The following is a 26,945-nucleotide window of genomic DNA, read 5'->3' on the forward strand; positions in this document are numbered from 1 at the left end:
AAGATGTATATTTTTTAACCGCAAGTTTGAGTTGTATCACCTGTATAAAAAGCTGTCCCCGATTGCGATAAAGTCAGTGCTTTATTATTTTCAGTACCACCATTAGGGCAAAAAACAAAATCACCAGGGTTTGTCGTAATTCTCCCGCTGGTATTAAAACGTAAGCGGCGGTCATTCCCTGTAAAGGTTAACTTGTCGTTATCTGATATTTCTTCCATTACTCTAAGTAATGTATCGGTAGCGCCATTATAGTGCCCGTCGTTATCTACATCGATAAATACAGCTATAATTTTATTCTCGTCCCACTTTTTATTGCAGTTAAAAGTGTCTTTACTATTTTTAATTTTACCTTGGCCAGTAGGGCATAAAACAACAATTTCATCTGTACTGGCAGCTTGTGATCGAGCAAAACTAACATTGCGCTTTAGTTCAAGTAAAAAGCTCTCAGCGCGGTTTTCTTCAAGCATGTCGCTGCTATCCCAAAGAGCAATAGAGGCAATAATGCCCACTATGGCTACTGCCACCATGAGCTCTAATAAAGTTAAACCGGTTTGGAATTTTTTCATATTATTTATACCTACTACATTTGTTATTATTATAGCTAGTTGAGAAAGATTTATAATTTAGACTTATAAATAATTATACCACGCTTGGTTGTTTTATCATCGAATTCAATTGCTTCGTTTGCTATGAACTCCGTGATTGTCTAAAATCGAGTCAACTAAAGCTTTAATAAGTAGTGAGCATGAAAAAAATAGAAGCAATCATCAAACCGTTTAAGTTAGACGACGTACGCGAAGCCTTATCAGATGTAGGTATTACGGGTATGACAGTAAGTGAAGTAAAAGGTTTTGGTCGTCAAAAAGGCCACACAGAACTTTATCGTGGTGCTGAGTACATGGTGGATTTTTTACCTAAGGTAAAACTTGATATTGTGCTAACCGATGAAGACGTTGAGCGCGCTATAGAAGTAATAGTAAAAACAGCGCAAACAGGCAAAATTGGCGATGGTAAAATATTTGTCACTGATGTTGAGCGTGTAGTACGTATACGCACAGCAGAAGAAGACGAAGAAGCAATTTAATTTATATTAGTGATTTTAAAAATTTAAAAGGCTGTAAATATTATTTACAGCCTTTTTGTGAGCAGTGTGCCCCACACGTTTCCATTACGACAAACCAGGTTTCTAAATTTGCAAAATACTCAGCCATCTTTTGTCGTGAAAGCTGTTTTTATTTGAAATCTTACCCGTTGAAATCATCCACACTAAATGGAAAACTGACTTGCTGATATCTAACCCGATTGTTATAGTTCTATGTGGCTATATCTTTTTTATTATAGATATTTTCAGCTACCTCTAAAATGGCTCACTTGAAGCCGTATGGGAAGTGAAGAGGGCCCATACCATTATCCGCTATTTAGCTGTTCTAAGTGAGAATTTTATAACGCCGATAACGGCATGTTTAGCCCCTCGAAATGATTAAGCATTATCGCGAATTAGTATAACGTACCGACCACTTTCAATAGCATTACAGTGGCTTCTGAAATTTCAAGAGCCTACCTATCATGGGCGTGGCTGCGAATATCATAATGGCTCATGCTCAACACAAATAAGGGCAAGGTTTTTTTGGTCAATTTCAGGTGTGAGCTTAGTTAGGCTCATTTTAACAAGCTGAGGCTCAAATAAGTCTGTTTAGTTTCTTGGTGTACTAAGCTTAAATTGTTCTATGGATAATTTAATGGTTTTCTTACTTATATCGTTCTTACCCTTAGCCTCGGGGACTGATCCTACAGTTGCTCCATTTCTGCTTAAAAGCAGCTTTGATTATTTGTTTGATGAGCTTTTTTAAAACACCACTGTAACCAACTAAACCTTTACCAGATAGAAGTTCAGCTAATGCTATGTTGAAGTCGAAAGATTGAGTCATGTGTCACTCCTATTTTCTCAATAATATTGAAATGATACTGATTTCTGAACACTGCGGGTTTAACCACCCGCAATTTTTACTTTAAATTTAAGGGTTTCTAAAATCCCTTTTAATTTTTCGCGATCATCGCCTTGAACTTCAATAACGCCCTCTTTTACAGCGCCACCTTGGCCCATTTTACTTTTTATAGTTTTAGCTAGCTTTTTTAGATCGTGCGCTTTTGGATCGATCCCCACAACCAACATGACCCCTTTACCTTTTCGCCCCTTTGTTTGGCGCTCTATGCGGATAAAGCCATCTTTAAATAGTTTTGCGGAGGGTTCTTGCTCATCCTTTGGCTGGCTAATTCGGCCCATATCGGTTGAATATACTAAGCGGTTATCACTCATAATTTACCTAAATAAACGTTTTTATTGATGCAGTAAATAATAACAAATTTGCTGGCGAGTGTTTTTATTTTTGCTAAATACTTTTAACAGGTTATATTTAGGTCAAAGGAAATATTATTGGAGTTTATAATGAGTTTAACAAAGAGTTTATCGGTTGATGAAAGTACTTTAACGATACAAATTAAAGGCAAATTCGACTTTAATTTAGTGCAATCATTTCGCCAAGCCTATGCGCAAATTGAGCCTAAAACAAATAAAGTGATTATCGATTTAAGAGAGACCGACTACATGGATAGCTCTGCACTTGGTATGTTGCTTAACATGAAAAAAACCATTGAAAGCCAGGTACAAACAATAGAGATCAGTAATTGTCAGCCTCAGCTTAAAAAAATACTGCAAATATCACGTTTTGATAAGAAGTTTGATATTAACTAATGACCCACGTACTTATTGTTGACGATCAGGCGCTTAATCGCATCCTACTCGAAAAAATGCTGCTTGAAGAAAACTATAAAATATCAATTGCCTTTAACGGCCTAGAAGCACTCGAGGTGTTAGAAAAAGAAGCGATTGATATTGTTTTACTTGATGTACTTATGCCGGTAATGGATGGCTTTGAAGCTGCACAGCTGATTAAGCAGCGGTACAATGACGTTTATTTACCCATTATTTTTATTACCTCGCTTGAAGATCAAAGCAGTTTTGAGCGTTGTTTAGAAGTAGGCGGGGATGATTTTATTCAAAAGCCGTTTGAAAAAGTAATTTTAAACGCAAAAATAAAAGCACATAGCCGGACGCGCGAATTAAGTAAAAAAGCCCATCAGCAAAACACTTTACTTGAGTATCATCGCAATCAAATAGAGCGCGAGCACGAAATAATTGAGCACATTTTCAATAACTCGCTCGAAAACCAAGATAAATTCAAAGATCATTTAGACTTTAGCCTGTCTCCTGCCTCTATGTTTAACGGCGACATGTTTTTAGTCGCGCAAAGCCCAATAGGCAATTTATATTGCATGTTGGGTGATTTTACCGGACATGGATTAGCGGCCGCTATAGGTGCATTACCAGCATCACGGGTATTTTACACTATGGTGCAAAAAGGGATGGCTGTTAACGATATTGCCTGTGAAATTAATATATTGCTGCATAATTTACTGCCAGAGCACATGTTTTGCGCGGCGACTATTATTGAGCTCAGTGCCTCGGGTAAAAGTATTTCAGCCTGGCTTGGCGGCTTACCCGATGCGTACTTAATAAATACCGATGGTGAAGTAAAGCAAACGCTTGAATCGCAACATATGGCGCTGGGGATTTTAGACAGTGATGAATTTGAATATGAGCTAATTAATTTAGAAGTTGATAAAAACACCCGCTTAGTGCTTTCAACTGACGGCATAATAGAAACTAACAACGACGCCGATATTTTTTATGGGGAGCAACGCTTTTTAGCAGCACTTAAAAGCAAGCCGATGATCAGCAGTCAGCGTGTTATAGATAATGTAAATACCTTTGCCAATGGTAGCGAGCAATTAGACGACTTAAGCTTAGTGCTGCTTAATTGTTTGCCGCTAATCCCAGAGCCTGAGGCCAAAGAGGCGTATTCTAATTTAGCGTTTAACTTTTCACTTAGCTTGAACGCGCAGCAAATTAAATGCACAGACCCTGTGTATGATGTTGTTAATGTATTAAGCAGTGTTGAGGGGCTTAGGTCGCATCGCTCAAATATATTTTTATTGCTTTCTGAGGCGTATAACAATGCACTTGACCACGGTGTGTTAGGTCTTGATTCAGACATAAAAAAACAAGACGATGGCTTTTTTAAATACTATGAATTAAGAGAGCAAGCACTGAGCAAAATGAAAGAGGCGATGATTATTATTGATATGCGTTATTGCCCAGATACCTTGTGCTTGTACTTTATTATTTGTGACTCGGGTAGGGGGTTTTCAAGTGACTCTTCGAAACGTACCGAACTCAACGCAGAGTTTGGTCGCGGCTTATCGTTACTCGAAGAAGTAGCAGAAAAAGTCACGTATAACGCAAGTGGTAACCAAGTTGAACTGTGTTATAAGTTGCTATAGCTCAGAAAAAATTTCCATGTTATTATCTAAAAAACTTTAGATGTATGGATGGCCAAATGATTTCTTCTTACCTTGATATTGCGCAATTAAATATAGACCCACAATTAATTGCCAAAGAGTTAGAGCAGCTAGAACAGTATATTGCTCAGAGCGCGTTGCCGTCTGTACGTTGGGAGTATCAAATTCCTGAACTCGGTGAAGGCGGTGCGTGTAGTTTGTTTGGTTATTTACAAGATGAGCCATTTAAACTTACTGATCACGTGAGCGCGACTTCACAAAACGAGCAAAAACTAGCAAACCTGCAAAATATAGTTAATTACATACAGCAGCAAACACAAGTCGATTGGTATGGTATTTATCAAGCTGTTGACACAGCTCAAGGCCCGCAATTATTAAAGCTGGCGTATCAAGGTGCGCCAAGCCGGCCACTTTTTCCCCTTACTGAAGCATTTGCAGCAGGCAGTAATAATGTTCAAGTTGCGTTGTCTAAGCGCGGACGTGTAATTAACAACGTAGAAAACTATTTAGCACAAGGTGGCGAGTATTATACGTGCGATCCTAAAGTGAAAGCTGAAACCTGTTTACCCTTATTTAATGAGCAACATGAATGCGTCGGTATTATAGATGCAGAGGCATTTAGTAACGACTTTTTTGATAGCCGTACACTGGCTGTATTAGTTGCGTGCTGCATTAAAATTCCTCACTTTCTAGTGTAAATATCACTAGCCAAGAAGGTAAGCTTTTATGTTAAGCTTACTACAACAGCCAACCCCTAATTAATGATAAGAGATAGCTAATGTTCTCAGAATTAAAACCATTACCAACAGATCCTATTCTTGGCCTTATGGCAGCCTATAAACAAGATACAAACCCTAACAAAATTGATTTAGGTGTAGGTGTCTATAAAGATGAGCAAGGCAACACACCGGTATTAAAAGCGGTTAAAAAAGCTGAAGCATTTCGTTTAGAAAACGAAACAAGCAAATCTTACATTGGTTTAGCGGGTAACTTAGACTACTGTCAAAAAATGGAAAACCTATTACTAGGTGAGCACCAAGCACTTTTAGCTAACCGCGTACGTACTGCACAAGCACCAGGTGGTACAGGTGCACTTCGCGTTGCGGCTGAATTTGTTAAGCGCTGCAATAAAGATGCAACGGTGTGGGTAACTACGCCAACATGGGCAAACCACATAAGTTTGTTTGAAGCTGCGGGCTTAAACGTTAAAGAATACCCGTACTACGACTACGAAAACAAAGATTTATTGTTTGACGACATGATCAATACCCTTAAGAAAGTACCAAAAGGGGACATTGTGCTACTTCATGCGTGTTGTCATAACCCAAGTGGTATGGACTTAAACGAGACACAATGGAACACAGTTGCTCAGCTTGCAAAAGAAGTTGGCTTTACACCACTTATTGATATTGCATACCAAGGTTTTGGCTCATCACTTGAAGAAGATGCGCGCGGTTTACGTATTTTGGCTGATGCAGTAGAAGAGCTAATTATTTGTTCATCATGTTCTAAAAACTTTGGCTTATACCGTGAGCGTATTGGTGCGTGTTCAATTATTGCAAAAGACGCTACTTCAGCCGATATTTCTAACTCAGTATTATTAAGTGTTGTACGCAGCATTTACTCTATGCCGCCAGCGCACGGCGCCGACATTGTAAACACTATTTTAAGCAGCACAGAGCTTACACAAATGTGGCACAGTGAGCTTGATGAAATGCGTAACCGTATTAATGGACTGCGTAGCCTAATTAAAGAAAGCTTAGCTGCAAAAGATATTGCACAAGACTTCTCATTTATCGAGCGCCAACATGGTATGTTTTCTTTCTTAGGCATTAATAAAGAGCAAATTGCTCGCCTTCAAAAAGAGTACGGTATTTATATTGTTGGTTCTAGTCGTGTTAACGTAGCCGGTATTAGTGATACAAATATTGAATACTTTGCAAACGCTGTAGCTGACGTTTGTAAATAAATCATCTGCTAAATAGCAAAAAACCGCACTAACCTAAAGGTTGTGCGGTTTTTTTGTAATTTATACCAATTCGCAATAATACTTAATCATTTTTAGGGGTTAAGTGTGTCGCTATTTGCGTTAAAAAATTCTTATTTACGACTGCATGGATGCAGAAAGTAGAGCAATGCAGGCGCAATTGCCGAGAACAACTAAATAGCGAATTTTTTGCCTTGCTATCAACACGCTTTTCCATCCTCAAAATAGATCACTTAATGATGCGGATTGGTATTAAAATGAGTTTAGCTTTCAATTAAATCTTCAACACCAACAATCAGCCATGGCGCATCATTTGATGTTGAGCGCTCAAGGTGCCAAATTTCTAAAATTGGCTCTTCTTTTTTGTCACCTAAATCACGGTACTTACCTTTAAAGCGAACACTTACTTGCCAAGCACTCGCTGTTATATCGGCGCGTACTAGCTCGGCATCTATAAACATCACTTCAGTGTCTACACTTTCAATCGCTTCGCGTTCTGCTTTAAATTCTTGTGCTAACTCTGGGCTTAGGTATTCAGCCATCGTTGTATAATCAGCATTGTTCCATGCAACTTGTAGCGTATGGTAATGGCTACGCGCACCTTGTAAAAAGCCATTTACGTCAAAATTGGGTGGTAAGTTATAAGGCACCTGTTCTGCGTTTGCGCTTTGCTGAGCAAAACCATTATTAAGCGGCTGCTCAGGTGGAGCGTGTTTAAACGCATTTTGCCCCATAGTATTACCAGCAAGTTGCGGGGGTTGTTTAGCGCGTATAAAGCCCATAACAAGCTTAAATATAATAAACGCAACTCCAGCTAATAAAATCATTTCCAATAGCTGAAACCCTTCAAAATTATCACCTAACATTGCTGCAATTAATCCACCGGCTAAAAGTCCACCTAGTACACCCGCCATTATGCCTTTTTTGTTCGACTTAGCTTTTGTAGCCGGGGCTTGTGTTGTCGTGTCAGCTTTTTGCTTTTGTGCGGTTTGTTGAGTTGTTGGGGTTTTACCGCGTTTGCTACTACCAAATTTTTTACGTGCATGTACATCAAAACTGGCAGTACAAAGTAGTGCTAGTAATGAAAATATAACGATGAAGTTCTTCATGAAATTCCTTAATTTAAATCGAGCAGGAATTATAATTTACTTTGCTGTAGAACTTAATAAATTACTTTTAAAATCAACGTGAGCGAGTGATAAGTAAGCAGCGATAGTTATTTATAGGGACAAAAAAAGCGCTTATATCAGCGCTTTTATAATCACATCGAGGTTATAGCCAACGAATAGCATTGGTAACACGCTCGTTGTATACATTAATCGGCGCGCCGGTATTAGCCACTAAAATAGTATCGGCTTTTTCGCCTCGATTAATATGACCTGCAAAGCGAGAATCATGAAAATCATCTTCGCCAAACCCAAATGACTTATTCTCAGAAGGAACAATAAAGACCGTCATTGGGCCAAAGTCCGACTCAAAAATTAAGTGCAGACCTTTTTCACCTTTAAAGTCGCAAAACATTGCATAAGTAATCTTACCTGGTAGCTCTTCTATGTGAGCGCCTAGCAATGCAAGCTTATCGTTAACGCTTTGTAGGCTAATAGCACTGGTTTTTTCAAGGGCGTTAATTTCATGGTAAACATGGGTTAAGGCATGTTCGCCGGCTTCATGGGCAATGTGCTGCTCTGTACTAAAAAAGAATGCACCAATAGCTACAAAAAAAGACGCGGCTAATGCCAAGTGAACACGGTCCAATTTAAAGCGTGAGCGTGCATCTACAACGTTACCCCCAGTTGCTTGCTCTTCTTGCATCGCTTTTTCTTTTAACGAGGTGTTTAAAAGAATACGCTCAGCAAGGTTTTCAGGCACAGGCACATCTAACGCCTCTTGAATTTGTTTATCAAAGTCTTTCATATCATTTATAAAGTTTTGTCTCTCAGAGCTCTGTTGTGCAAACTCTAAAAGCTCCTTTTCTAAATCGTTTGGCTGCGCAATAGTGCGTCGACGAAACTCAAGTTCATCCATTATTTTGATGCCCCTTTAAGTTGTTCATCATCACGGCTTAAAGCCTCTTTAAGTTGGTTTCTGGCACGGTATAAACGGGTCATAACCGTGTTTTTATTTAAATCGAGAATTTCAGCTATTTCTTCCCCAGAGCACCCCATAACAACTTGTAGAAGTAAAGGTTCTCTGTATTCGTCAGATAACAGCGCAATTTGGCGCTGGATAACTGTCTGCTCCATTTCATCATCTAACGAATGACTGGTTTCATCGACAAGTGTATCGTTTTCTACATCGCTGTAGTCAAATTGCTTCCGCTCAAAGCGACGAGCATTTTCTCTACGCAAAATAGTGAGAAGCCAAGGCTTGGCTGCTTTTTGATCCAATAAAGAGTCGAGCGAGCGCCAAGCACGTAAAAACGTTTCTTGTACTAAATCATCAGCTATGTGTGGGTCACGGCATAACCAATAAGCAAAGCGATAAAGCTCCTTATTATATACATGGACCAAGGCTTCATAGCGCTTTTGTTTCTCTGCCATATCAACTAAGACCTGATTATTTAATTTTTTCTTTCCAAGCATAATTACTTTTTTTAGTTAAAATTTATCATTTAATGCATGTAAAGACCTGAACTTATCAAGTTTATTAATAAAGGTCTTTTAATACAGCTTGTTGCGACTTTGTACGTTGAGCTTGGTGCTGCTCAATCATGTTAATAATAGCATTAAGATCGATACTTGCACTGCTATTAGCATAAAGAGCTGATTGTAAACTGTTAACCTGTGCCGCCAGTTCATCATTATTGATGTTGTGTATTAACGTGTTTATTGCTGCCACTTTTTTGCCCGTAAGCTTAATCGCCACCTCATTTAGTTCGTTATAAAATGCATTGAGATTATTTGTTTTAGCTGCATTTTTAAGCGCGCTTAATGAAAGCGGTTGGGCTTTATTTACCGATACACTGGTATTTTTTGGCTCATTTTTAGTAGAACGGCTTAACCAATAAAAAATTGCAGTAATAATCCATAAAATATAACCAAGTACTGCAACAATAACTAACCACAGCGGTGTTTTATCTTGTGCAGGTTGAAAGGGGGGAGTTGATGCAGCTAAATTATCAGCTGTAGCAGGTTGTAAATTAGGTTCATTAGGCGCAGCCGAATTAGTATTTGCTAAAGGCTGGGTATTTGCCTGCGCACCGCCTGTTACGGTTATTGTACGTTTAGGCAAAGTTGCATAGCTGATGCGCTGCATTTTGGTGTTATACCAAGGTACGGTTATTTCAGGCAATGTATAGGTGCCCGCTTTTTGCGGTAATAAAGCAAACGACGCAGTTTGCTGAGATACTACGCGGCCATTTCTAACGGCGTTATTAGTTTCAACATCATCTGGGTAACTACGAATACCCTCAATGGTATTCATGTTGATTTCTGGCAGCTGCTCTTTAGTTACACCTAGGGCGGTTAGTGTAATTGTACGGGTGATAGGGGTACCAACTTCTACAGTGTTTTCTTCAGGTTGCCATTGCTCATCAATATTAACTAACTCACTTGGTAGCCATGCGCCTTTATAATTTGCCGGAATAGGTTTTATTTCAAGTTGCTGATCATCCCCTAAAGCCGACACTTCTAATTGGCGATAGTTTTGCTGTACTCGTCCTTGAAAAGTAGGGCCAACAATGGTGTATACACCACTTTTTTGCGGTTGTAGTAAATACTCTCGGGTGATGACTAAATAGCGCTTACCATCAACCAGTTCATAACTTTCTGTTTGCTTACCAAGTTGTGTAAGCTGTGCATCCTCCATACTTGGCGTGCTTAAGCTGCCATCAAGTAACTCTTTAGCAAGGTAAAGCTTTATAGTGTAAACACCGGCTTCTTGAACAAATAACGAGTTGTTAGATAGCTCAGTTTTTAAAAATATATCGTTATTTTTGTCTGCATCGGCTGCACGCTTAGCTACTTTTAACTTAATTGGTTGTGAGCTTAAACCGGCCACGGTAAAGGCTGGAATGGTGTATTCGCCCTCATTACGGGTCATTAACTTAACAGACCAGGTTGTTTGCTTATTAATACTGCCATTTATAATATTGGTGCGCGTACTTAAACTTGTTGGGCCAACGACAAAGTCTTTGAGTAACACCGAGGTGTCGGGTTGCTCACTTTTTATTGTGTCGTCAACTGAAATGTTAAGCATAAAAAATTCGCCAGCAAGTACTGGGTTTTTATCTACACTTGCTTCTAATTTGGTGGCGGCCCATGATGGCATCGCACTTAATAGCAATAAACAGCAAAATAATCGCATTACCATGATTTTTCTACTCCTGTAGGGCGACGTTGATATTGTCTTTTTTGGGCTTCTAATTGCATTTTATTCCGTAATAAAATTGCCGGGTCGTCCGGTACTTTTCTTAATAACTGGTTAAGCTGCTGCGCTTTTTCTTTCTCTTCGTTGGTGAGCTCACGGGTTTGTGCTTGCGCGGCTTGTTGCTCGGCGTTTTGCTTCTGCTCATCTGTTAACGTTTGCTGCTGCGCTGCTTGTGGCTGAGCATTTTGAGCCTGTTCTTCGTTTGTTTGCTCAGGCTGTTTTTGCTCTTGATTAGCCTCTGGCTGAGTTTGTAGTTCTGGCTCGTTTTGTTTATCTGATTGTGAACCTGAGTCAGCACTTTGTTGGTCTTGCTCAGTGTTAGACTCATCACTTGGTTCACCTTGCTGATCTTGCGATTGCTCGCCTTTACTTTGCTGTGATTGAGAATCGCTATTTTCACCTTGTTGGCTTTGGTCAGGTTGCTGATTGTTTTGCTGCTCATTTTGATCAGATTGCTGCTGGTTGTCTTGCGAATCCCCTTCTTGCTGTTGCTGTTGTTGCTCGAGCAATTGCTCAACCAAAGCTTGGTTATCAGCGGCTTCACTAAAGTTAGGTTGTAGCGTTTGTGCTTGTTTATAAGCATCTATGGCTTGTTCAAGCTGTCCTGATTTGGCAAGCGCGTTGGCATAGTTATAAAAACCAGCGGCTGATTTATCTTTACTAAAGGCTTCTCGTGCGGCATCAAAATTACCTTGTTGGTACAACGCGGCCCCTTTTAAACTGCTTGAGTCGGCATTGGCGGCCTGCTCAAAGTCTTTATTTTTATAAGCATCAAGCGCTTGCTGATCAGTATTTTTAAAAAAGGAGGGGAGCTCTAATGCACTTGCCTGCTGGGTTGGCAAAACGCTGAGTACTAAAAAGGCTCCTACAAATGCTGCACTTCTAAATAAATAAAGGCCTAGGGGCAGCAAAATAAGTAACCCATAAATACCTGCGTCTATACGCCACAGGGCATGGCTTTGTTTTTCATCTTTTAATAACTCAGTATTGGCACTTGGTGCAAAAGTGGCTATGTCACTGCTGCTTGGTTGGTAAAGGGCAAATTTTCCTCCACTGCGGGTCGCTAGGCTTTTTAAGCGGCTTATGTTAATGGTGGGAATGACTATTTGACCGTAGCTGTCTTTTAAAAAACCGCCTTCAGGTAATTTAATTGGCGCGCCTTGCTCTGTGCCTACGCCATAAATATTTAGCCGATAAGGGGCGTTACTGGTAAAGCTAGTAATATCGCTTTGCTCTTCTTGGTCTATGCCATCGGTAACTAATATGATATCGCCATCAATATAGCCTGCTTGCGTTAAAAGTTCCTTTGCCATATCAAGGCCAGCTAAAACATTCGAGCCTTTATCAGGCATAATGTCGGGGCTTAAACTCGGAATTAAGTTGCTAAGTGTAGTGGCATCGTTTGTGAGTGGCGAAATGATATAGGCACTTCCAGCATAGGCAACTAAAGCCGTGTCGCCTTCTTTAAACAGCTCAATCATATCGAGAGCTTTAAAGCGCGATTGCATTAAACGGTTTGGTACTATATCGGTACTGTACATTGAGTACGACATATCCATTACAATCACCCGAGCACTTTTACTTTGAAATACAGGGACCTGTTTTTCTTCAAAGCTAGGGCCCGCACTAAAAATAATCGCTAAACAGCAAAATACAGCGACCAGCCAAAGTGGTTGGCTGGCTTTAGTGTTTGACTCGCTCATAATAAATTGCGCCAAATGAGGGGCTATTAGATTATCTGCACTTTGTTTTTTATGCTTAATAAAGGCTATAAAAAACAATGCAAGTGCTGGTATTAAAAGCCACAAAACAGCAGGGCGAATAAATTCGAAATCCATTAGTTAGGCTCCTTTAATGCACGTAAGGTGCTTAACATTATTTTTAAACTAATGAGTAAAATAGCAATAAGCAGTGGGTAATAAAACAATGAGCTTTGCGGGCGAAATGTTTGCTCATCTGCGCTAATTGGCTCTAACTTATCAAGCTCAGCGTAAATTTGCTGAAGGCCCGCTACATCTTTGGCTCTAAAATATAACCCACCAGTTTGATTAGCAATGTCTTTTAACAAGCTTTCATCTAAGCTGCCCCCACTCATACCACCCATATTAAATAGGCTAAAGCCGCGGGGGTTATCTGAGCCAACACCTATGGTATATACTTTTATGCCTTCTTCACGGGCAAGGAGTAGGGCATCTTCAGGTTTTAAATTACCTGCGGTGTTTTGGCCATCGGTTAATAGCACTACAATACGGTTACTTTTATCTTTATTAGCAAAACGTTTTACCGATAAGCCTAGCGCATCGCCAATAGCCGTGGCACGCCCAACTAAGCCTATTTGAGACTCGCTGAGCATTTTACTTACGGTTTTGACATCGCGAGTCAGTGGCGTTTGTAAAAATGCGGTGTCGCCAAATAATATCAGGCCTAACCTGTCGCCTTGGCGCTGCTCTATAAAGTCACTCAATACGGCTTTTACCATAGTGAGACGGTCAACATATTGGCCGTTGTAGGCCATGTCTTGTTCGGTCATTGAGCCAGATAAATCAACCGCGAGCATGATATCGCGCCCTTCATTAGGTAATGAAATAGGCTCATCTAACCATGTTGGATTTGCAGCCGCTGTCACCAGTAATAACCATAAAACCCATTCAAAAGCACTTAACTTGCGTGCGCCTTGTTCAAGGTTGTGCATGGTTAAGTTGTGTTTGGCAAAGCTAGGGATACGAAGGCGTGTTTGTGCGCTAGTTGCAGCCGGTTTTAATAATAAAAGTAATAAAGGCAGAGGTAGTAATAAAAACAACCATGGCCAGCTAAATTCAAACATGCACTGGCTCCTTTAGCTTAAATTGCTTTATGCCTAGGCGTAATTTTTCGTTAAGCGCGTCATTGGTGTGTTCGGCATTATAAAGGCTGAGTATTTCTTGTTCGCTAAAGCTTAAGCCGGTTAACGCATTAAGCGTATTGCACCAATTAGTTGTAGATTGTGCAGCTAGGCGTTTATCGTAATACTCTATTACTAAGCGCTTTAAAATAATATGAAGCGTTTGCGCGCTTTGCTCTTTGTGGCTTAAATCGATTGCGTAGCGCTTGGGCTTTTTAAAATTATAATTTTTGTAAAACCAAAAAGCAGCTGCGCAGATTGCTATAAATAGGACCGTAATAATAACCCACCAAGCAGGGGCGAGTGGCCACCAACTTACTTGGCTTGGTGCTATTATGTCGTGCAGGCCGTCGAGTGGATTGGGTTGCATGGTTATTTTCTCACTAATTGCAGTTCAAGTGGGCTGGCTGCATTGAATGATATTAAATTAAGGCCTGATTTAGTTAAGCGATTTAGACGCGTGCTAAATGAGAGTTCGGCATTTTTTGCAAAGCGTTCTCTAAAACTGTTATCCATAAGCGGCAACGCAAAATCTTGGCCGTTGGCATTAACAGTGACAGTGTTTTTAAACGCAGGGAGCTGATGCTCAAACGGATCACTTATATGACAGCCTATTAGTTCGCAGTGGCGGCTTAAAATTTCTAATTGCTTAAAGCTTGCATCATCTAAGGCATTAAAGTCAGAGACTAAATACACTAAGCTGCCAGGTTTAGCTAAGTGGTTAAGGCGTTTTAAATTATCGCTAAAGTTGTTAGAGGCTTGTTTGTCTATATTTTTAAGTGCTTGCTGGTGGTTGTCGCATAGGTTATGGCAAAGTTTAAGAACGGCTTTTTCGCGTGCGCTGGGTTTTAGCTCTAAATGCGAGTGCTGGTTAAACACAATGCCACCAATTCTATCCCCGCGTTGACACGCTGACCACGCAACTAGCGCACTAATGTGCGCAGCCTGTACCGACTTAAGCAGCAACTTTGAACCAAATAGCATAGAGTTTGAAAAATCAGTAAATACAAAAACAGGGCGCTCTTTTTCTTCTTGAAAAAGCTTTGTATGGGTTTCACCGGTACGCGCTGTTACTCGCCAGTCAATAGAGCGAATATCATCGCCTTGCTGGTAATGGCGTACTTCGGCAAACTCCATGCCTCGGCCTTTGTGTGGCGCAAGGTATTGCCCTGTTAAACTGTTTTTAATTTTAACTTTTGGTGCAAGCTCGAGTAACTGCGCTTTGGCTTTGTAATACATCAGCTCTTTTAGCGCTAAATTTACACCGTGGCTGTGGCTTTCTTTAAGCCACGCCTTTGAATCTAATTGTTTTTGCATAACTTAAGGTACGGCTACAAGTTCAACAATTCGGCTTATTACCTGATCTTTAGTAATGCCATCGGCCTGTGCTTCGTAGCTTAAAATAATACGGTGGCGCAGTACATTGTGTACAACGGCTTGAATGTCATCAGGAGCGACAAAATCGCGACCATGTAACCAAGCGTGGGCACGGGCACATTTATCCAGTGCAATGGTGGCACGTGGGCTTGCGCCAAACTCAATCCAACGACCAAGTTGTTCATCAAATTTAGCGCCTTCACGAGTGGCAATAATAAGCTGTACTAAATATTGCTCAAGCGGCTCGGCTAAATACAACCCTAAAATAGCTTGGCGAGCGGCAAATAAGTCGCTTTGGGTAATTTGCTGCATTACCGCTTGGTGTTCATTAAGCGCTTCACCACGGGTTAACCGCAGTATATCTAGCTCGTGCTCTGCACCTGGGTAATCAATGCTTAAATGTAATAAAAAGCGGTCAAGCTGTGCCTCTGGTAGTGGGTAAGTCCCTTCTTGCTCAAGCGGGTTTTGAGTTGCCATTACCATAAATAAATCGCTCAGCGGGTAGGTGTTTTTACCAACCGTTACCTGGCGCTCCGCCATGGCTTCTAGTAGCGCTGATTGTACCTTTGCTGGGGCACGGTTAATTTCGTCGGCTAAAATAAGGTTATGAAAAAGTGGGCCTTTTTCAAACACAAATTCGCTAGTTTGTTGGCGGTAAATATCGGTACCGGTTACATCGGCAGGTAATAAATCAGGCGTAAATTGTACGCGCTGAAACGAGCCTTCAATCCCTTTAGCGAGCGCATTTACAGCACGCGTTTTTGCAAGCCCAGGCGGGCCTTCTACCAATAAATGGCCATCAGCTAAAATGGCAATAAGGAGTGCTTGAGTAAGCTCTGGCTGGCCAATAATTTGTGTATCTAAGTACGTTTTTAATTGTTTGAATGCGTTAGCTGCCATAATAAATAGACTTCCTCGTCAGCTTGGTTTGTACCTAATTTATTTTAGGTGATTAATACTGACCTAGTTATAAGGTTTATAAGTGAGTAACTCAAGAGTTAGACTGTATTTTTAAAAATAGTTCGTTATTTTTTAACGGTTTTTAGCGTACCACAAAACTTTGTAAAAACGCGCAAAAAAGCCTATTGTGGTAGTCGATATTAAGCACTATGTGTATATATACCTTTAGTGCTTTTGTATAAATTTGTGTTTATCTATTGGCTTTAGCACACGGGTTGTTTAGAATCGAGGAAAACAAACAGGTCAGACCTGTCAGCGGGAGAGCATAAATGTCTGAGCAAAACATACTAAAAACACCAAAGGGCGACCGTATTGCCATCGTTAGCGGCTTGCGTACACCTTTTGCAAAACAAGCAACAGCGTTTCACCATGTACCAGCCCTTGATATGGGTAAGCTGGTGGTTAACGAAATGCTTGAACGATTAAATTTCGACAAGTCAGAAATCGATCAACTTGTATTTGGTCAAGTAGTGCAAATGCCAGAAGCGCCAAATATTGCACGTGAAATTGTATTGGGTACGGGTATGCCAGTTGGTGTAGACGCGTATTCTGTATCGCGCGCTTGTGCTACCAGCTTTCAGGCCATTGCTAATGTAGCTGAGTCTATTATGGCAGGCTCTGTAAATGTAGGTATTGCCGGTGGCGCCGACTCATCTTCAGTGTTACCTATTGGTGTAAGTAAAAAATTGGCAGGCAGCTTAGTTGATTTAAACAAAGCACGTACATTAGGCCAGCGTTTACAAATTTTTTCAAAACTGCGTTTAAAAGATCTATTACCAGTACCGCCTGCGGTTGCTGAATACTCAACAGGCCTTTCAATGGGGCAAACTGCTGAGCAAATGGCTAAAACACATAACATAAGCCGTGAAGATCAAGATGTACTTGCCCATCGCTCGCATTCACTTGCAACCCAAGCATGGGCCGATGGCAAGTTAAAAGACGAAGTAATGACAGCGCACTTACCGCCATACAAAAGCTTTATTGAAGAAGATAATAACATTCGTAAAAACTCTACCGTTGAAGGCTACGCTAAGCTTAAACCGGTATTTGATCGCCAACATGGCTCAGTTACCGCGGCAAATGCGACACCATTGACCGATGGTGCAGCAGCGGTACTGATGATGAGCGAAAGCAAAGCAAAAGCACTAGGCTACGAAATTTTAGGCTATGTACGCAGCTTTGCGTTTTCGGCAATTGGTGTAGAACAAGATATGCTAATGGGCCCTGCACATTCAACGCCTATCGCACTTGATAGGGCAGGTATTACGCTTGCTGATTTAGATTTAATTGAAATGCACGAAGCATTTGCAGCACAAGCGCTGGCTAACATGAAAATGTTTGCATCAGATAAGTTTGCGCAAGAAAAACTTGGTCGTAGCAAAGCAATTGGCGAAATTAACATGGATAAGTTTAACGTTAACGGCGGCTCACTGGCATATGGTCACCCATTTGCAGCAACGGGTGCTCGCTTAATTACGCAAAGCTTACACGAGCTTAAACGTCGTGGTGGCGGTTTAGCATTAACAACAGCGTGTGCTGCTGGTGGTTTAGGTGCAGCCTTTGTATTGGAGAGCGCGTAATGACAGATTCAGTATTTAATTTAACGGTAGATGAAAACAAAATTGCCGTCGTAACCATTGATGTGCCGGGTGAAAAAATGAACACCCTGCGCGATTCATTCGCTGATGACTTAAAAGCTTTACTTGAAGCGGCTAAGCAAGAGTCAGTAAAGGGTATGGTATTTATAAGCGGTAAAAGCGATAACTTTATCGCGGGCGCTGATGTAAAAATGCTTGATAGCGTGCAAAAGCGTGAAGATGCATTAGCCATTAGTGAGCTTTGTCATCAAGCTTTTTTTGATATGACAAAACTACCTTATACAACTGTAAGTGCAATACATGGTGCGGCGCTTGGTGGTGGTTTAGAGTTTGCTTTAGCCTGTGATTACCGCGTAGGCACAGATAGCGATATTACTAAAGTAGGCCTTCCTGAAGTACAACTTGGTTTATTGCCAGGTGGCGGCGGTACGCAGCGTTTAACTAAAATTGTAGGCATTCAAAAAGCACTCGAATGGATGCTAACAGGTAAGCAAATTCGTCCTAAGCAAGCTAAAAAAGCGGGCGTATTAGACGACGTTGTGCCACAAAGTGTATTGTTAAAAGTCGCTAAAGAATTTGCAGCTAAGAAAAAGCCACAAGATAAAGAGCCCAAGCTTGATAAAGTAAGCAAGTTATTAGAGTCAAACCCGTTTGGCCGTAACTTTATCTTTAAAAAGGCGAAAGAAAACGTACTTAAAAAAACCGGCGGACATTACCCTGCACCGCTTGCAATTATCAAGGCTGTGCGTGCAAGCGTAGAGCTTGATAAATTAAAAGCATACAAAACAGAGGCTGAAGGTTTTGCAACACTTGTAATGAGTGATGAATCTAAAGCGCTTCGTAGTATTTTCTTTGCAACCACTGAAATGAAAAAAGAGTGGCGCAACGACGATGCGCCGGCTATTAGTAAAACAGCCGTTTTAGGTGGTGGCTTAATGGGTGCTGGTATTGCGCATGTAAGCGCAGTAAAAGCTAAAGTACCTGTGCGTATTAAAGATGTAGCAGAGCAGGGCATTAGTAATGCCATGAACTACACCTACAAAATTTTAGATAAGCGCCTTAAGCGCCGTATTATGTCTAAAGCTGAGATGCAGTTAACCATGAACCGCATTACCGGTACAACTGACTACAGTGGCTTTAAACACATTGATTTAGTAGTAGAAGCTGTATTTGAAGACCTAGCCTTAAAGCAAGGTATGGTTGCTGATATAGAGCAGCAATGTCAAAGCAATACTATTTTTGCTAGTAACACGTCATCACTGCCTATTTCACAAATAGCAGCACAGGCGCAGCGTCCAGAAAACGTGATTGGCTTACATTACTTCTCGCCAGTTGAAAAAATGCCACTAGTGGAAATTATTCCACACGAAGGAACTTCACAAGAGACTATTGCGCGCGTAGTTAACTTTGCTCGCAAGCAAGGTAAAACGCCAATAGTGGTAAAAGACATGGCTGGTTTTTACGTAAACCGTATTTTAGCACCTTATGTAAATGAAGCGGCTAATTTAATGCTTGCCGGTGAGCCAATTGAAAAAATAGATGCAGCGCTTGTAGAATTTGGTTTCCCTGTGGGGCCACTTGCTTTACTTGACGAAGTAGGGATTGATATAGGCTCTAAAATTGCCCCAATTCTTGAAAAAGAACTAGGTGAGCGATTTAAAGCGCCAGATGCATTTTCTCGTATGATTGATTCAAAACGCCTAGGCCGTAAAACGGGTCGTGGTTTTTATGAGTACGATAAAAAGAGCAAAAAAGTTGACGAGTCAGTGTATGAGCTATTAGGTGTGACACCTGCTCCGCGTTTAAATAAAAGCGAAATTGCTAAGCGTTGTGTATCTCAAATGCTTAATGAAGCCGTACGTTGTTTAGACGATGGCATTATTGCAAGCCCACGTGATGGCGACATTGGCGCTATATTTGGCATTGGCTTCCCACCATTTTTAGGTGGACCGTTTAGCTACATGGATAAACTTGGCGCAAGTAAAGTAAGCTCTGACATGTCTACCTTAGCAAACAGCAATGCGAACTTTGCTCCGTGCGATACGTTAGTCGCAATGGCAAACTCAGGCGCTACATTTTACAATGTGCAAACAGCCATTGATGAGCCAAGCACTGCGATAATCGAAGAGCAAGTAATACAGGCTGAATCTTCTGATAAGCAAAATGAAGAAAGCGTAGCAGAGTCGCCAAAACAAGACTCTTAATAGCTTCTTTTGTAAAAACCGCATTTATATGCGGTTTTTTCATGCCTGCTAGCTGCGTATATACAAAGTATGTTAGCGTAACTATAAGCAGGTAAGAGGTAAATCATTATGCAGTTGTTTACAGCACGATTGGCAATGCGCCCACTTCAAAGCAGTGATTGGCCATTATTTTTGCAGTTACATCAAAATTCAACCGTGATCCGTTATTGCTACGATATGCCAAGTGAAGCGTTTGTACGCAGCCGCTTTGAACAACGTTTAAAAAACTGGGATAGCACTTCAACTCACCCACTTTGCCTTGTGGTATTTAATAAGCATTCAAATGAGCCCATGGGTGTTACGGGGTTTACGTACGAATTAGAGCAAGCTGAGCTGGGCTATTTGTTTTTACCCGCCTATTTTAATCAAGGCTTTGCCAGTGAATCATTGCGTGCCGTGATTGAGTGGGCGTGGCAACAATGCGGTATTACACAGTTTAAAGCCGTGGTTACAAAGGGGAATATAGGGTCTGAAAAGGTTCTACAAAAGTGTGGATTAACGTTAACTGGTATTAATACGCAAGCGCATACTATTAACAATACACGTTATGATGATTTGATATACACATTAAAATTGTAGCAAATAGGGCTAGCAAGCTAGCCCATGAAGGTGGGTTTTATAGATGTGCTTCAATAGCTTTACGGTCTTTTTCTGGCATATTTTCAACCACTAATTTGAAAGAATTATCGATCATTCTTTCAATCTCGCCTTGTGGAATAGAGCCATCTAAAATAACCGTATTCCAAAGCCGCTTGTTCATATGATAGCCAGGGATCACCGCGGGGAAAGTATCTCTTAATTCAAGTGCCTCATCAGGATCACACTTTAAATTAAGCCACCAAATAGGATCTCCATCATCATTAACGTCTCCATCATTACCTAAGGCAAGGGTGGCAAACATTTTATGATTTACTTTATAAACATCAACCTCTTGAGCAAATGGCTTAGTCACTTGCACCAAGGGCTTCTTTACTAAATACTCATGTACTGTGTTTTGGTCCATGATCCAATCCTTGAAGTCATACTCGGTAGAAATACAATAGCAGTTTTTTTATGTTTTGATTATAGCTTTTTAAATTTAAATTAAAAATTTGCAAGTTAATACAAGGTGTAGGCGCAAAAGTAGCGTATTTTTAGTTGAACAATACCCAGTTCGTGGTATGTTTCTGGCAATCAAAAAAATAATAGGAAAACCCCATGCCAAAGGCGAGTGACGTTAAAAAAGGAACCGCGATTGAGTTTAATAACCGTGTGTTGGTAGTTAAAGATATTGTACGTTCAGTACCACAAGGTCGTGCAGGCGGCAGTTTGTACCGTATGCGTTTATACGATGTAGTAACAGGCGCAAAGGTAGACGAAACATTCAAAGACAGCGACATGCTAACCCTAGCTGATTTAACCCGCCGTGAAGCAATGCTTTCGTACATTGATGGCGATGAATACGTGTTTATGGATAATGAAGACTACACGCCTTACAACTTAAACAAAGAGGCGATTGCAGAAGAAATTCAATTCGTTAACGAAGAAACGCAAGGCGTACACGTTATTGTGATTGATGGAGCACCTGTAGGTTTAGATTTGCCATCAAGCGTAGAGCTGGTTGTTGAAGAAACAGACCCATCAATCAAAGGCGCTTCTGCAAGTGCACGCTCTAAGCCTGCACGTTTAACAACGGGTTTAACTATTTCTGTACCTGAGCATATTTCTACGGGTGACCGTATCCGTATTAATACAGTTGAGCACAAATTTATGGGCCGCGCCGAGAAGTAAACTTTAAGGGATTATAAGGTTGGCGTTATACCAGCCTTATAATACGCAACCTCCAACAGCATAGTGCATGCCTAGCTCCCATAAAGTCTAAGGGGGTAATTACAGCGACATTATGTAATTTAGACTAGCTTATTTTTGCAAAGTGCTTGTTAGCGCTAATAAGGCTTGGTGTAGAGTTGCTTTGTTGCTGTTTCAAAAACGCAGTAAATTCATCTTTAGAAAGTGGTTTTGAATAGAAGTAGCCTTGCACAGTTTCACAATTTAGCGTTTTAAGTATGTCAATTTGGCTTGCTTGCTCCACACCCTCAGCAACCACATGTAAATCGAGGTTTTGCGCAATCGTTACGATAGAGTCAACCATGTTGCGGCCACGTTCGGTTTTCATGTCATCAATAAATGCTTTGTCTACTTTTAAGGTATTCAGCGGAAATTGTTTTAAGTACGCTAAAGATGAATAACCTGTACCAAAATCGTCCATGGCTAAATGAATACCACGGGCACTTAGCGAGCGCATAATTGCAATGGCTTCTTGTGGGTCGTCCATTACCGTGCCTTCGGTAATTTCCAGCTCTAAAAAGTAAGAAGGTAGCTCGTTTTTTTGCAATATCACGTCAATACGGGTCGTTAAATCTGGCAAGCTAAATTGCTTAGCCGACAAGTTAACGGCTACGCGGCCGCTAAATAGACCATCGTCTAGCCATTGTTTTACATCGCGACACGCTTTGTTTAAAACCACTTCACCAATTTCTATTATTTGCCCGGTTTCCTCTGCAATAGGAATAAATACACCGGGGCTAATAACGCCCTTTTTAGGGGTTATAAAGCGCACTAATGCTTCCATTCCGGTAAGTTTACCGGTACGAATATTCATTTTAGGCTGATAATACACTTCAAAGTGGTTTTCTTTTAGACCAAAGCGCATTAAGTTTTCTATTTGTAAGCGTTTAACCGCTTGGCGGTTCATAGTGTCGTTAAAAAACAGGTAACTATTACCTTTCTTTTTAGCATGATACATTGCAGTATCAGCGTTTTTTAATAACAGCTCTGGCGTACTGCCATCTTCAGGGAATAACACTATGCCTACGCTTGAGGTAATCGCAAGCTCGTGGCCTGCCATTTTAAATGGGGTCGCAATTGCAGCTAAAAATTGCTTTGCCATGCGAGTAATAACATGAATATCATTAGTATCTGCCATAACTAAGGCAAATTCATCACCGCCTAAGCGGTAAAAAACATCATTCTCACGGGTTAATTTATTTAATCGCATAGCCAATTTTGCTAATAGGCTGTCGCCTAGCTGGTGGCCTAATGAATCATTAATCTTTTTAAAGTTATCTAAATCAAATACCAAAAGGGCATGGTGGGTATTTTGTTTTACCAGCTTTTGTAGGTCGGTAAAAAATAAATTTCTGTTAGGTAAGCTGGTAGTACGGTCTCTATTTGATAAATTATGCAGTTGCGATTGTGCATTTTTACGTTCGGTTAAATCTGAATAAACAACTACATAGTTTGTTATTTGGTGCTGATCGTTTTTTATTTCATCAATCGAAATTTCTATTGGCAGTAATACTCGCTCACTATTGCGCAGTTTTACCTCTTGTTGAATTCGCTCGCGCTCTCGCACTATATTTTTAATGTTTTCAATATAGCTTTTATCGTAACCAGGTAAGTTAAAAGGCTTTTTGAGATATTGCTCTCTAACGCCACCAAAAAGGATTAAAAAGCTGGGATTTATATCAACTAAGTTGAAGTTTTTATCGTATATAGCAAGTGCATCAGTGAGTGATTCTACGCACTTAGCAAATAAATTGAGGCGCTCTTCTGTTGACTTTAACACTGAGATATCGCGTACTGTGCCGGTCATTCTCAGTGGTGCTAAGTTTGCATCTTTTTCTATTATTTTTCCGCGGTCTAACACCCAATGCCAGTGGCCAAAGGTGTCTTTAATGCGGTAAGTGGCTTCAAAAAAAGCTGACTTTTGAGCGAAGTGTTTTTTTAGCAAATGCTCTACTGAAGCAATATCGTGTGGGTGAATTAAGCTTTTATTTGGCGGAAACCCCATTAACGTTGTTGAATCCATCATGTATTTATCGTTAATGCGAATAACTTCGCCTGTTTTTATATTCCAATCCCAAAGCGTATCGCCACTGCCTTCAACCGTGCTTTTTAAGCGCTTTTCTGAGAGGCTGTGCTGTAGTCGAGAGCGCTTTAATTTATAAATTACGAATAATAGGTATGGCAAAGCCAGCGCAAGTAGGGCACTGGCAAAAATTAAAACGGTGTTGGTATTTATATTAAAGGCGTGTTCAAAGGCAACTGCTGCGGGTGCTAGGCTTAGCAACAACCAGTACAAACCACATTTTATTGTTGTTATTTTTATCATTTATTTTATTACTACTAATTAACAAATGATAATTTAAATCATGCCACTTACAGAGTCAAAGAGATTGCGAGCAAAGCGGCAATTTTTGCGATTTATTTACTTTTGCGCTACTTAATAACTCATACCTTGGCCTATCTTTTGAAAAAGTAGCTATGGCGTAGCTTTTCATTTCTTTAAGGCTGAGGGCGCGCAGTGCCTCTAGGAGGCGCTTTTGCATATGAAAGTCATGATCTTTGTTACCTATCGCCAGCCAAAAACGCTGTGAACGTAACCGTAAGTTTTTATCTTTTTCAGCTATGTGAGTTGCCAAACCTTGTTTATGCTGCTGCCATGTTGTTTCGTCTAGGGCGTCTAGGTTAACAATAAACTGGCTTACAAAATGATTATGCCTGTGCAGCAGGGTGTGAGCTTCAAATTTTGGCGATTGAATATAAAAAGCAATGCCGGCTCGGGTATTAAATGGCGCATAGCCCGTGCCAACCAAGTAACCTAGCTGTTGTGTGGTTCTTAGTTCGTTAAAATAGTCTTGGTTGATTATATGATTAAGGGCCATTAATTTAACTTTTTCATCCACTTCTGCACTTTGTGCTTGGTAGTAAATTACCATGGCGTTATCACTGCATGGCAGTTCAAGTTCGCAGCGAGTCACTTGGTCTATCTCGTGCAATGGGCGTGTTAAATCCTCAATAGCCGTGGCATTTTTTAAATGCTCAGCCACTTTTTTATGAAACACTTTTGCGTCTGTTTGTTGCCAATTACCGTGTAAAAACGACTCAACATGTAAGGCTTTAAAAAAATCGGCTCTAAATTCGTTAAACTGCTGAAAACAGGTGTTTTTAAGTGCAGTGGCTAATTCGTTGGGTTGTGGATTCCATGGCATTATTTTGGCACCCAATACGCTAAACAATTCACTCACGGGTTTATTTTGGTTGCTGTTGCGCCAGTGCCTTACCAGTTGCTTTTTGTACTCGGCAAAGCGGCGTGCACAAATATCAACATTAAACAATGCATCAAGTAATTGCTCCACCAACTCTAGCTGACTAGTCGATAGCCCCGCTGTGTGCAACGTAAGCCCGCCTTGGTGTGAGGTTAAATGATAACTCAAACCTGCCAATTCTGCGGGGTAAAACTGCTCGCCAACACTGTCCATAAATAAGTCACTAAAAAGGCGAGTTAACGCCATGTGCTTTACATCTTTTACCGCAAAGTGCGAGTCCATTGCTAAATAAAAGTGCCCTTTGGCCACCCTAAAGGTGTTGTCTTGTTTAAACCAAAAGTCAAACCCAGGCTCTTTAACTAACAGTAAGGGCTTGGTTTGTGGTTTTTCGACTTCGTATAACACCACTTCTTTTGTTAAATAGGGGTTTGCTGTAGGAAGCAGCATAGTACTCAGCGGTTTATTTATATGCGCAAGCGACTCCAGCCAATGCGGCGAAATTGCCTCAACTTTGTAGGGGGTGTTGTACCACGCAGTGCTGTGCTCTGCCTCTACACCTGGATGAATAAGTACCAAGCGCATATTATGTGGGGTAAGCCATTGCATCGCCATTTCATGAGTGGCTTTATTAAAGCCTTCCATTAAGTAATCGCCTTGCACATAGTTAGCTTCGTCGTAGTGCTGCATATTAATGCTTAGGTTACTTACCCAATCAATTAAGCGCGATTTTTCTTGGTTATCAAACGCAATTTGTAACAGGTTTTTTTTATCTTGATACAGGCGCGGTAGTTTGTCGGTGTTATCGTTGATTAGACAAATATACTCAAACACAATTTCTATTATGTCTTCAAAGTATTCAATGCCTTCATCGGTAAGCGCCATGCTAATGTTGAAATCTTTAAAGTTGCTGCCATTTATCCCGCCGCCGGCAGAAAGTGCGTTAATCCACCCTTGCTCTTTTAAAATAGAGTACAACGAGCCTGCGCCTTCGTAGCCGAGTAGGTGGGCTATAAAGCTGACGGTTTTGTGGCGATAAAAGTCATCGATATTTGGCATAGCAAAACTAATAATAAGTTTTTGCATGTGCTTGTGCGGTTCAATGTGCAGTACTTTGCCAATATCTTGCGCGCGATACAATGGCTCCTCAATAGGGGCTTTAAGTGCGCCTTTATGGCCATTAATGTCGCTAAAATAACGATGCGTCCACTGGGCGAGCGTATCAAGCGGTTCGTTGGCACAAATTACGAGGGTCATCCACTGTGCTTGATAGTACTTATTAAAAAAATCTCTTAACTCGTCACTTATGCAGCGCTCTCTATCGGCGAGGGTATGTAAATTACCCACCGAAAATTTAGCAAAAGGGTGAGCTGGGTTAACGGTTTCTTTATGAGCCTGATAAATACGACGCCCATCATCTTTTATTTTTAATTTAAACTCAGCCTCTATGGCATTGCGCTCTTTTTCGGTCTCCGCTGGGTTTAATAAAGGGGTAATAAAAAAGCGGCTAAATTGCGCAAGGGCTTTTTCAATGGCTTGATTATTAATATCAAAGTAATAACACGTGTGCTCAGTACCTGTCCACGCGTTGGTATTGCCGCCCGATTGAGATACAAAATTATTAAAGCTTCCAGAATCAGGGTATTGGTCGGTCCCTAAAAAAAGCATATGCTCTAAAAAGTGTGCAAGGCCTTGCCTGTCAAGGGGGTCATCAAAATGGCCAGCGTTAACCGCCATCGAAGCAGCGGCTTTAGTTGAATCTTTATCTTGCACTAATAATACTTTTAGCCCATTGTCGAGTGTAATGGCGCGGTATGCTCTGTTATCATTGCGGCTGATATTCAAATGATGCTCCTGAAACGAGACGTTTACTTGTTAACAACAGATGATAGCTTCAGGACAGCGAAAAAATAGCGAAAAGATTTACCTGAATATCATGAGAGAATTATTCTTTGGAATAATAGTTAATATAGCGGACAAATGGGCAAACTGGCTACTGTTTTATATTCATTAATCGGTTGATTT

The 26,945-nt window shown here is 40.7% G+C and carries 24 protein-coding genes; 9 read left to right on the forward strand and 15 right to left on the reverse strand.

Annotation, left to right across the window (positions count from 1 at the left end):
• Positions 1 to 14: 14 nt before the first annotated feature.
• Entirely contained in the window at positions 15 to 566 is a 552-nt protein-coding gene (locus WDB87_RS10625; RefSeq protein WP_273609761.1) for a GspH/FimT family pseudopilin, read from the reverse strand.
• A 179-nt stretch (positions 567 to 745) separates the two neighbouring features.
• Between WDB87_RS10625 and WDB87_RS10630 the strand changes: the two genes are divergently transcribed.
• Positions 746 to 1,084, forward strand: a complete 339-nt coding sequence (locus WDB87_RS10630) for a P-II family nitrogen regulator (protein WP_004588371.1) — start codon at positions 746 to 748, stop codon at positions 1,082 to 1,084.
• 685 nt (positions 1,085 to 1,769) lie between these two features.
• On the opposite strand, the gene WDB87_RS10635 is transcribed toward WDB87_RS10630, so the two are convergent.
• Together WDB87_RS10635 and WDB87_RS10640 are read right to left on the reverse strand one after the other, a co-directional pair.
• A complete protein-coding gene (locus WDB87_RS10635) occupies positions 1,770 to 1,928 on the reverse strand; it encodes a hypothetical protein (protein WP_337849855.1) in 159 nt (52 codons plus the stop codon).
• A 59-nt stretch (positions 1,929 to 1,987) separates the two neighbouring features.
• Complete coding sequence (locus WDB87_RS10640; protein ID WP_286246507.1) at positions 1,988 to 2,317, reverse strand: stress response translation initiation inhibitor YciH; 330 nt, start codon at positions 2,315 to 2,317, stop codon at positions 1,988 to 1,990.
• 129 nt (positions 2,318 to 2,446) lie between these two features.
• Here WDB87_RS10640 and WDB87_RS10645 point away from each other — a divergent pair, with 129 nt between their 5' ends.
• From WDB87_RS10645 to WDB87_RS10660, 4 genes are all read left to right on the forward strand, one after another.
• Positions 2,447 to 2,752 (forward strand): STAS domain-containing protein, encoded by a 306-nt coding sequence (locus WDB87_RS10645; protein WP_004587319.1) that lies wholly within the window; start codon positions 2,447 to 2,449, stop codon positions 2,750 to 2,752.
• Positions 2,752 to 4,401: a SpoIIE family protein phosphatase gene (locus WDB87_RS10650; protein ID WP_337849856.1), complete on the forward strand. Its 1,650-nt coding sequence runs from the start codon at positions 2,752 to 2,754 to the stop codon at positions 4,399 to 4,401. The genes WDB87_RS10645 and WDB87_RS10650 overlap by 1 nt, the downstream gene beginning before the upstream one ends.
• Before the next feature lie 56 nt (positions 4,402 to 4,457).
• On the forward strand, positions 4,458 to 5,117 hold the full coding sequence (locus WDB87_RS10655) for a GAF domain-containing protein (protein WP_286246509.1): 660 nt from the start codon (positions 4,458 to 4,460) through the stop codon (positions 5,115 to 5,117).
• Positions 5,118 to 5,197: 80 nt separating this feature from the next.
• On the forward strand, positions 5,198 to 6,388 hold the full coding sequence (locus tag WDB87_RS10660) for an amino acid aminotransferase (RefSeq protein WP_337849857.1): 1,191 nt from the start codon (positions 5,198 to 5,200) through the stop codon (positions 6,386 to 6,388).
• A 281-nt stretch (positions 6,389 to 6,669) separates the two neighbouring features.
• On the opposite strand, the gene WDB87_RS10665 is transcribed toward WDB87_RS10660, so the two are convergent.
• The 9 genes from WDB87_RS10665 to WDB87_RS10705 all read right to left on the reverse strand — a co-directional run bounded on the left by WDB87_RS10665 (position 6,670) and on the right by WDB87_RS10705 (position 15,932).
• On the reverse strand, positions 6,670 to 7,515 hold the full coding sequence (locus WDB87_RS10665) for a Tim44 domain-containing protein (RefSeq protein WP_286246511.1): 846 nt from the start codon (positions 7,513 to 7,515) through the stop codon (positions 6,670 to 6,672).
• 163 nt (positions 7,516 to 7,678) lie between these two features.
• The gene (locus WDB87_RS10670) at positions 7,679 to 8,431 is read right to left on the reverse strand and encodes a DUF3379 family protein (protein ID WP_286246512.1); all 753 of its coding nucleotides are present in this window, start codon (positions 8,429 to 8,431) and stop codon (positions 7,679 to 7,681) included.
• Entirely contained in the window at positions 8,431 to 8,988 is a 558-nt protein-coding gene (locus tag WDB87_RS10675) for a sigma-70 family RNA polymerase sigma factor (RefSeq protein WP_104643071.1), read from the reverse strand. The genes WDB87_RS10670 and WDB87_RS10675 overlap by 1 nt, the downstream gene beginning before the upstream one ends.
• A gap of 64 nt (positions 8,989 to 9,052) precedes the next feature.
• Positions 9,053 to 10,717 carry a BatD family protein gene (locus WDB87_RS10680; protein ID WP_337849858.1) on the reverse strand — a complete coding sequence of 555 codons (1,665 nt, stop codon included), beginning with the start codon at positions 10,715 to 10,717 and terminating at the stop codon, positions 9,053 to 9,055.
• A complete protein-coding gene (locus tag WDB87_RS10685; RefSeq protein WP_337849859.1) occupies positions 10,711 to 12,612 on the reverse strand; it encodes a VWA domain-containing protein in 1,902 nt (633 codons plus the stop codon). The genes WDB87_RS10680 and WDB87_RS10685 overlap by 7 nt, the downstream gene beginning before the upstream one ends.
• Entirely contained in the window at positions 12,612 to 13,598 is a 987-nt protein-coding gene (locus tag WDB87_RS10690) for a vWA domain-containing protein (RefSeq protein WP_286246516.1), read from the reverse strand. The genes WDB87_RS10685 and WDB87_RS10690 overlap by 1 nt, the downstream gene beginning before the upstream one ends.
• Complete coding sequence (locus tag WDB87_RS10695) at positions 13,591 to 14,025, reverse strand: DUF4381 domain-containing protein (protein ID WP_286246517.1); 435 nt, start codon at positions 14,023 to 14,025, stop codon at positions 13,591 to 13,593. Before WDB87_RS10695 ends, WDB87_RS10690 begins: the two co-directional genes overlap by 8 nt.
• Before the next feature lie 2 nt (positions 14,026 to 14,027).
• The gene (locus WDB87_RS10700) at positions 14,028 to 14,972 is read right to left on the reverse strand and encodes a DUF58 domain-containing protein (protein ID WP_337849860.1); all 945 of its coding nucleotides are present in this window, start codon (positions 14,970 to 14,972) and stop codon (positions 14,028 to 14,030) included.
• A gap of 3 nt (positions 14,973 to 14,975) precedes the next feature.
• Positions 14,976 to 15,932 carry an AAA family ATPase gene (locus WDB87_RS10705; protein ID WP_029773481.1) on the reverse strand — a complete coding sequence of 319 codons (957 nt, stop codon included), beginning with the start codon at positions 15,930 to 15,932 and terminating at the stop codon, positions 14,976 to 14,978.
• Between the two features lie 329 nt (positions 15,933 to 16,261).
• Here WDB87_RS10705 and fadI point away from each other — a divergent pair, with 329 nt between their 5' ends.
• From fadI to WDB87_RS10720, 3 genes are all read left to right on the forward strand, one after another.
• Positions 16,262 to 17,572: an acetyl-CoA C-acyltransferase FadI gene (gene fadI, locus WDB87_RS10710; protein ID WP_337849861.1), complete on the forward strand. Its 1,311-nt coding sequence runs from the start codon at positions 16,262 to 16,264 to the stop codon at positions 17,570 to 17,572.
• Positions 17,572 to 19,794: a fatty acid oxidation complex subunit alpha FadJ gene (gene fadJ / locus WDB87_RS10715; protein ID WP_337849862.1), complete on the forward strand. Its 2,223-nt coding sequence runs from the start codon at positions 17,572 to 17,574 to the stop codon at positions 19,792 to 19,794. The genes fadI and fadJ overlap by 1 nt, the downstream gene beginning before the upstream one ends.
• 108 nt (positions 19,795 to 19,902) lie before the next feature.
• On the forward strand, positions 19,903 to 20,412 hold the full coding sequence (locus WDB87_RS10720) for a GNAT family N-acetyltransferase (protein WP_286246522.1): 510 nt from the start codon (positions 19,903 to 19,905) through the stop codon (positions 20,410 to 20,412).
• Positions 20,413 to 20,449: 37 nt separating this feature from the next.
• On the opposite strand, the gene WDB87_RS10725 is transcribed toward WDB87_RS10720, so the two are convergent.
• Positions 20,450 to 20,836, reverse strand: coding sequence for an MmcQ/YjbR family DNA-binding protein (locus WDB87_RS10725; RefSeq protein WP_286246523.1), 387 nt, complete (start codon positions 20,834 to 20,836; stop codon positions 20,450 to 20,452).
• Positions 20,837 to 21,030: 194 nt separating this feature from the next.
• Here WDB87_RS10725 and efpL point away from each other — a divergent pair, with 194 nt between their 5' ends.
• Positions 21,031 to 21,603 carry an elongation factor P-like protein EfpL gene (gene efpL / locus WDB87_RS10730; protein WP_337849863.1) on the forward strand — a complete coding sequence of 191 codons (573 nt, stop codon included), beginning with the start codon at positions 21,031 to 21,033 and terminating at the stop codon, positions 21,601 to 21,603.
• A gap of 124 nt (positions 21,604 to 21,727) precedes the next feature.
• Here the strand turns inward: efpL and WDB87_RS10735 are convergent, their stop codons facing one another.
• Both WDB87_RS10735 and WDB87_RS10740 read right to left on the reverse strand, forming a co-directional pair.
• Positions 21,728 to 23,986, reverse strand: a complete 2,259-nt coding sequence (locus WDB87_RS10735; RefSeq protein WP_286246525.1) for a sensor domain-containing protein — start codon at positions 23,984 to 23,986, stop codon at positions 21,728 to 21,730.
• A 55-nt stretch (positions 23,987 to 24,041) separates the two neighbouring features.
• Positions 24,042 to 26,765 (reverse strand): insulinase family protein, encoded by a 2,724-nt coding sequence (locus WDB87_RS10740; RefSeq protein ID WP_337849864.1) that lies wholly within the window; start codon positions 26,763 to 26,765, stop codon positions 24,042 to 24,044.
• Between the last annotated feature and the right edge of the window lie 180 nt (positions 26,766 to 26,945).

The sequence above is a fragment of the Pseudoalteromonas sp. C12FD-1 genome (assembly GCF_037414265.1).
Lineage (GTDB): Bacteria > Pseudomonadota > Gammaproteobacteria > Enterobacterales > Alteromonadaceae > Pseudoalteromonas.

Coding starts and splice junctions, on each gene's coding strand:
- fadJ (WP_337849862.1), top strand. CDS start 17,572: ATGACAGATTCAGTATTTAATTTAACGGTAGATGAAAACAAAATTGCC.
- WDB87_RS10705 (WP_029773481.1), bottom strand. CDS start 15,932: ATGGCAGCTAACGCATTCAAACAATTAAAAACGTACTTAGATACACAA.
- WDB87_RS10690 (WP_286246516.1), bottom strand. CDS start 13,598: ATGTTTGAATTTAGCTGGCCATGGTTGTTTTTATTACTACCTCTGCCT.
- fadI (WP_337849861.1), top strand. CDS start 16,262: ATGTCTGAGCAAAACATACTAAAAACACCAAAGGGCGACCGTATTGCC.
- WDB87_RS10675 (WP_104643071.1), bottom strand. CDS start 8,988: ATGCTTGGAAAGAAAAAATTAAATAATCAGGTCTTAGTTGATATGGCA.
- WDB87_RS10645 (WP_004587319.1), top strand. CDS start 2,447: ATGAGTTTAACAAAGAGTTTATCGGTTGATGAAAGTACTTTAACGATA.
- WDB87_RS10720 (WP_286246522.1), top strand. CDS start 19,903: ATGCAGTTGTTTACAGCACGATTGGCAATGCGCCCACTTCAAAGCAGT.
- WDB87_RS10660 (WP_337849857.1), top strand. CDS start 5,198: ATGTTCTCAGAATTAAAACCATTACCAACAGATCCTATTCTTGGCCTT.
- WDB87_RS10725 (WP_286246523.1), bottom strand. CDS start 20,836: ATGGACCAAAACACAGTACATGAGTATTTAGTAAAGAAGCCCTTGGTG.
- WDB87_RS10695 (WP_286246517.1), bottom strand. CDS start 14,025: ATGCAACCCAATCCACTCGACGGCCTGCACGACATAATAGCACCAAGC.
- WDB87_RS10700 (WP_337849860.1), bottom strand. CDS start 14,972: ATGCAAAAACAATTAGATTCAAAGGCGTGGCTTAAAGAAAGCCACAGC.
- efpL (WP_337849863.1), top strand. CDS start 21,031: ATGCCAAAGGCGAGTGACGTTAAAAAAGGAACCGCGATTGAGTTTAAT.
- WDB87_RS10680 (WP_337849858.1), bottom strand. CDS start 10,717: ATGGTAATGCGATTATTTTGCTGTTTATTGCTATTAAGTGCGATGCCA.
- WDB87_RS10685 (WP_337849859.1), bottom strand. CDS start 12,612: ATGGATTTCGAATTTATTCGCCCTGCTGTTTTGTGGCTTTTAATACCA.
- WDB87_RS10655 (WP_286246509.1), top strand. CDS start 4,458: ATGATTTCTTCTTACCTTGATATTGCGCAATTAAATATAGACCCACAA.
- WDB87_RS10665 (WP_286246511.1), bottom strand. CDS start 7,515: ATGAAGAACTTCATCGTTATATTTTCATTACTAGCACTACTTTGTACT.
- WDB87_RS10630 (WP_004588371.1), top strand. CDS start 746: ATGAAAAAAATAGAAGCAATCATCAAACCGTTTAAGTTAGACGACGTA.
- WDB87_RS10635 (WP_337849855.1), bottom strand. CDS start 1,928: ATGACTCAATCTTTCGACTTCAACATAGCATTAGCTGAACTTCTATCT.
- WDB87_RS10640 (WP_286246507.1), bottom strand. CDS start 2,317: ATGAGTGATAACCGCTTAGTATATTCAACCGATATGGGCCGAATTAGC.
- WDB87_RS10650 (WP_337849856.1), top strand. CDS start 2,752: ATGACCCACGTACTTATTGTTGACGATCAGGCGCTTAATCGCATCCTA.
- WDB87_RS10625 (WP_273609761.1), bottom strand. CDS start 566: ATGAAAAAATTCCAAACCGGTTTAACTTTATTAGAGCTCATGGTGGCA.
- WDB87_RS10670 (WP_286246512.1), bottom strand. CDS start 8,431: ATGGATGAACTTGAGTTTCGTCGACGCACTATTGCGCAGCCAAACGAT.
- WDB87_RS10735 (WP_286246525.1), bottom strand. CDS start 23,986: ATGATAAAAATAACAACAATAAAATGTGGTTTGTACTGGTTGTTGCTA.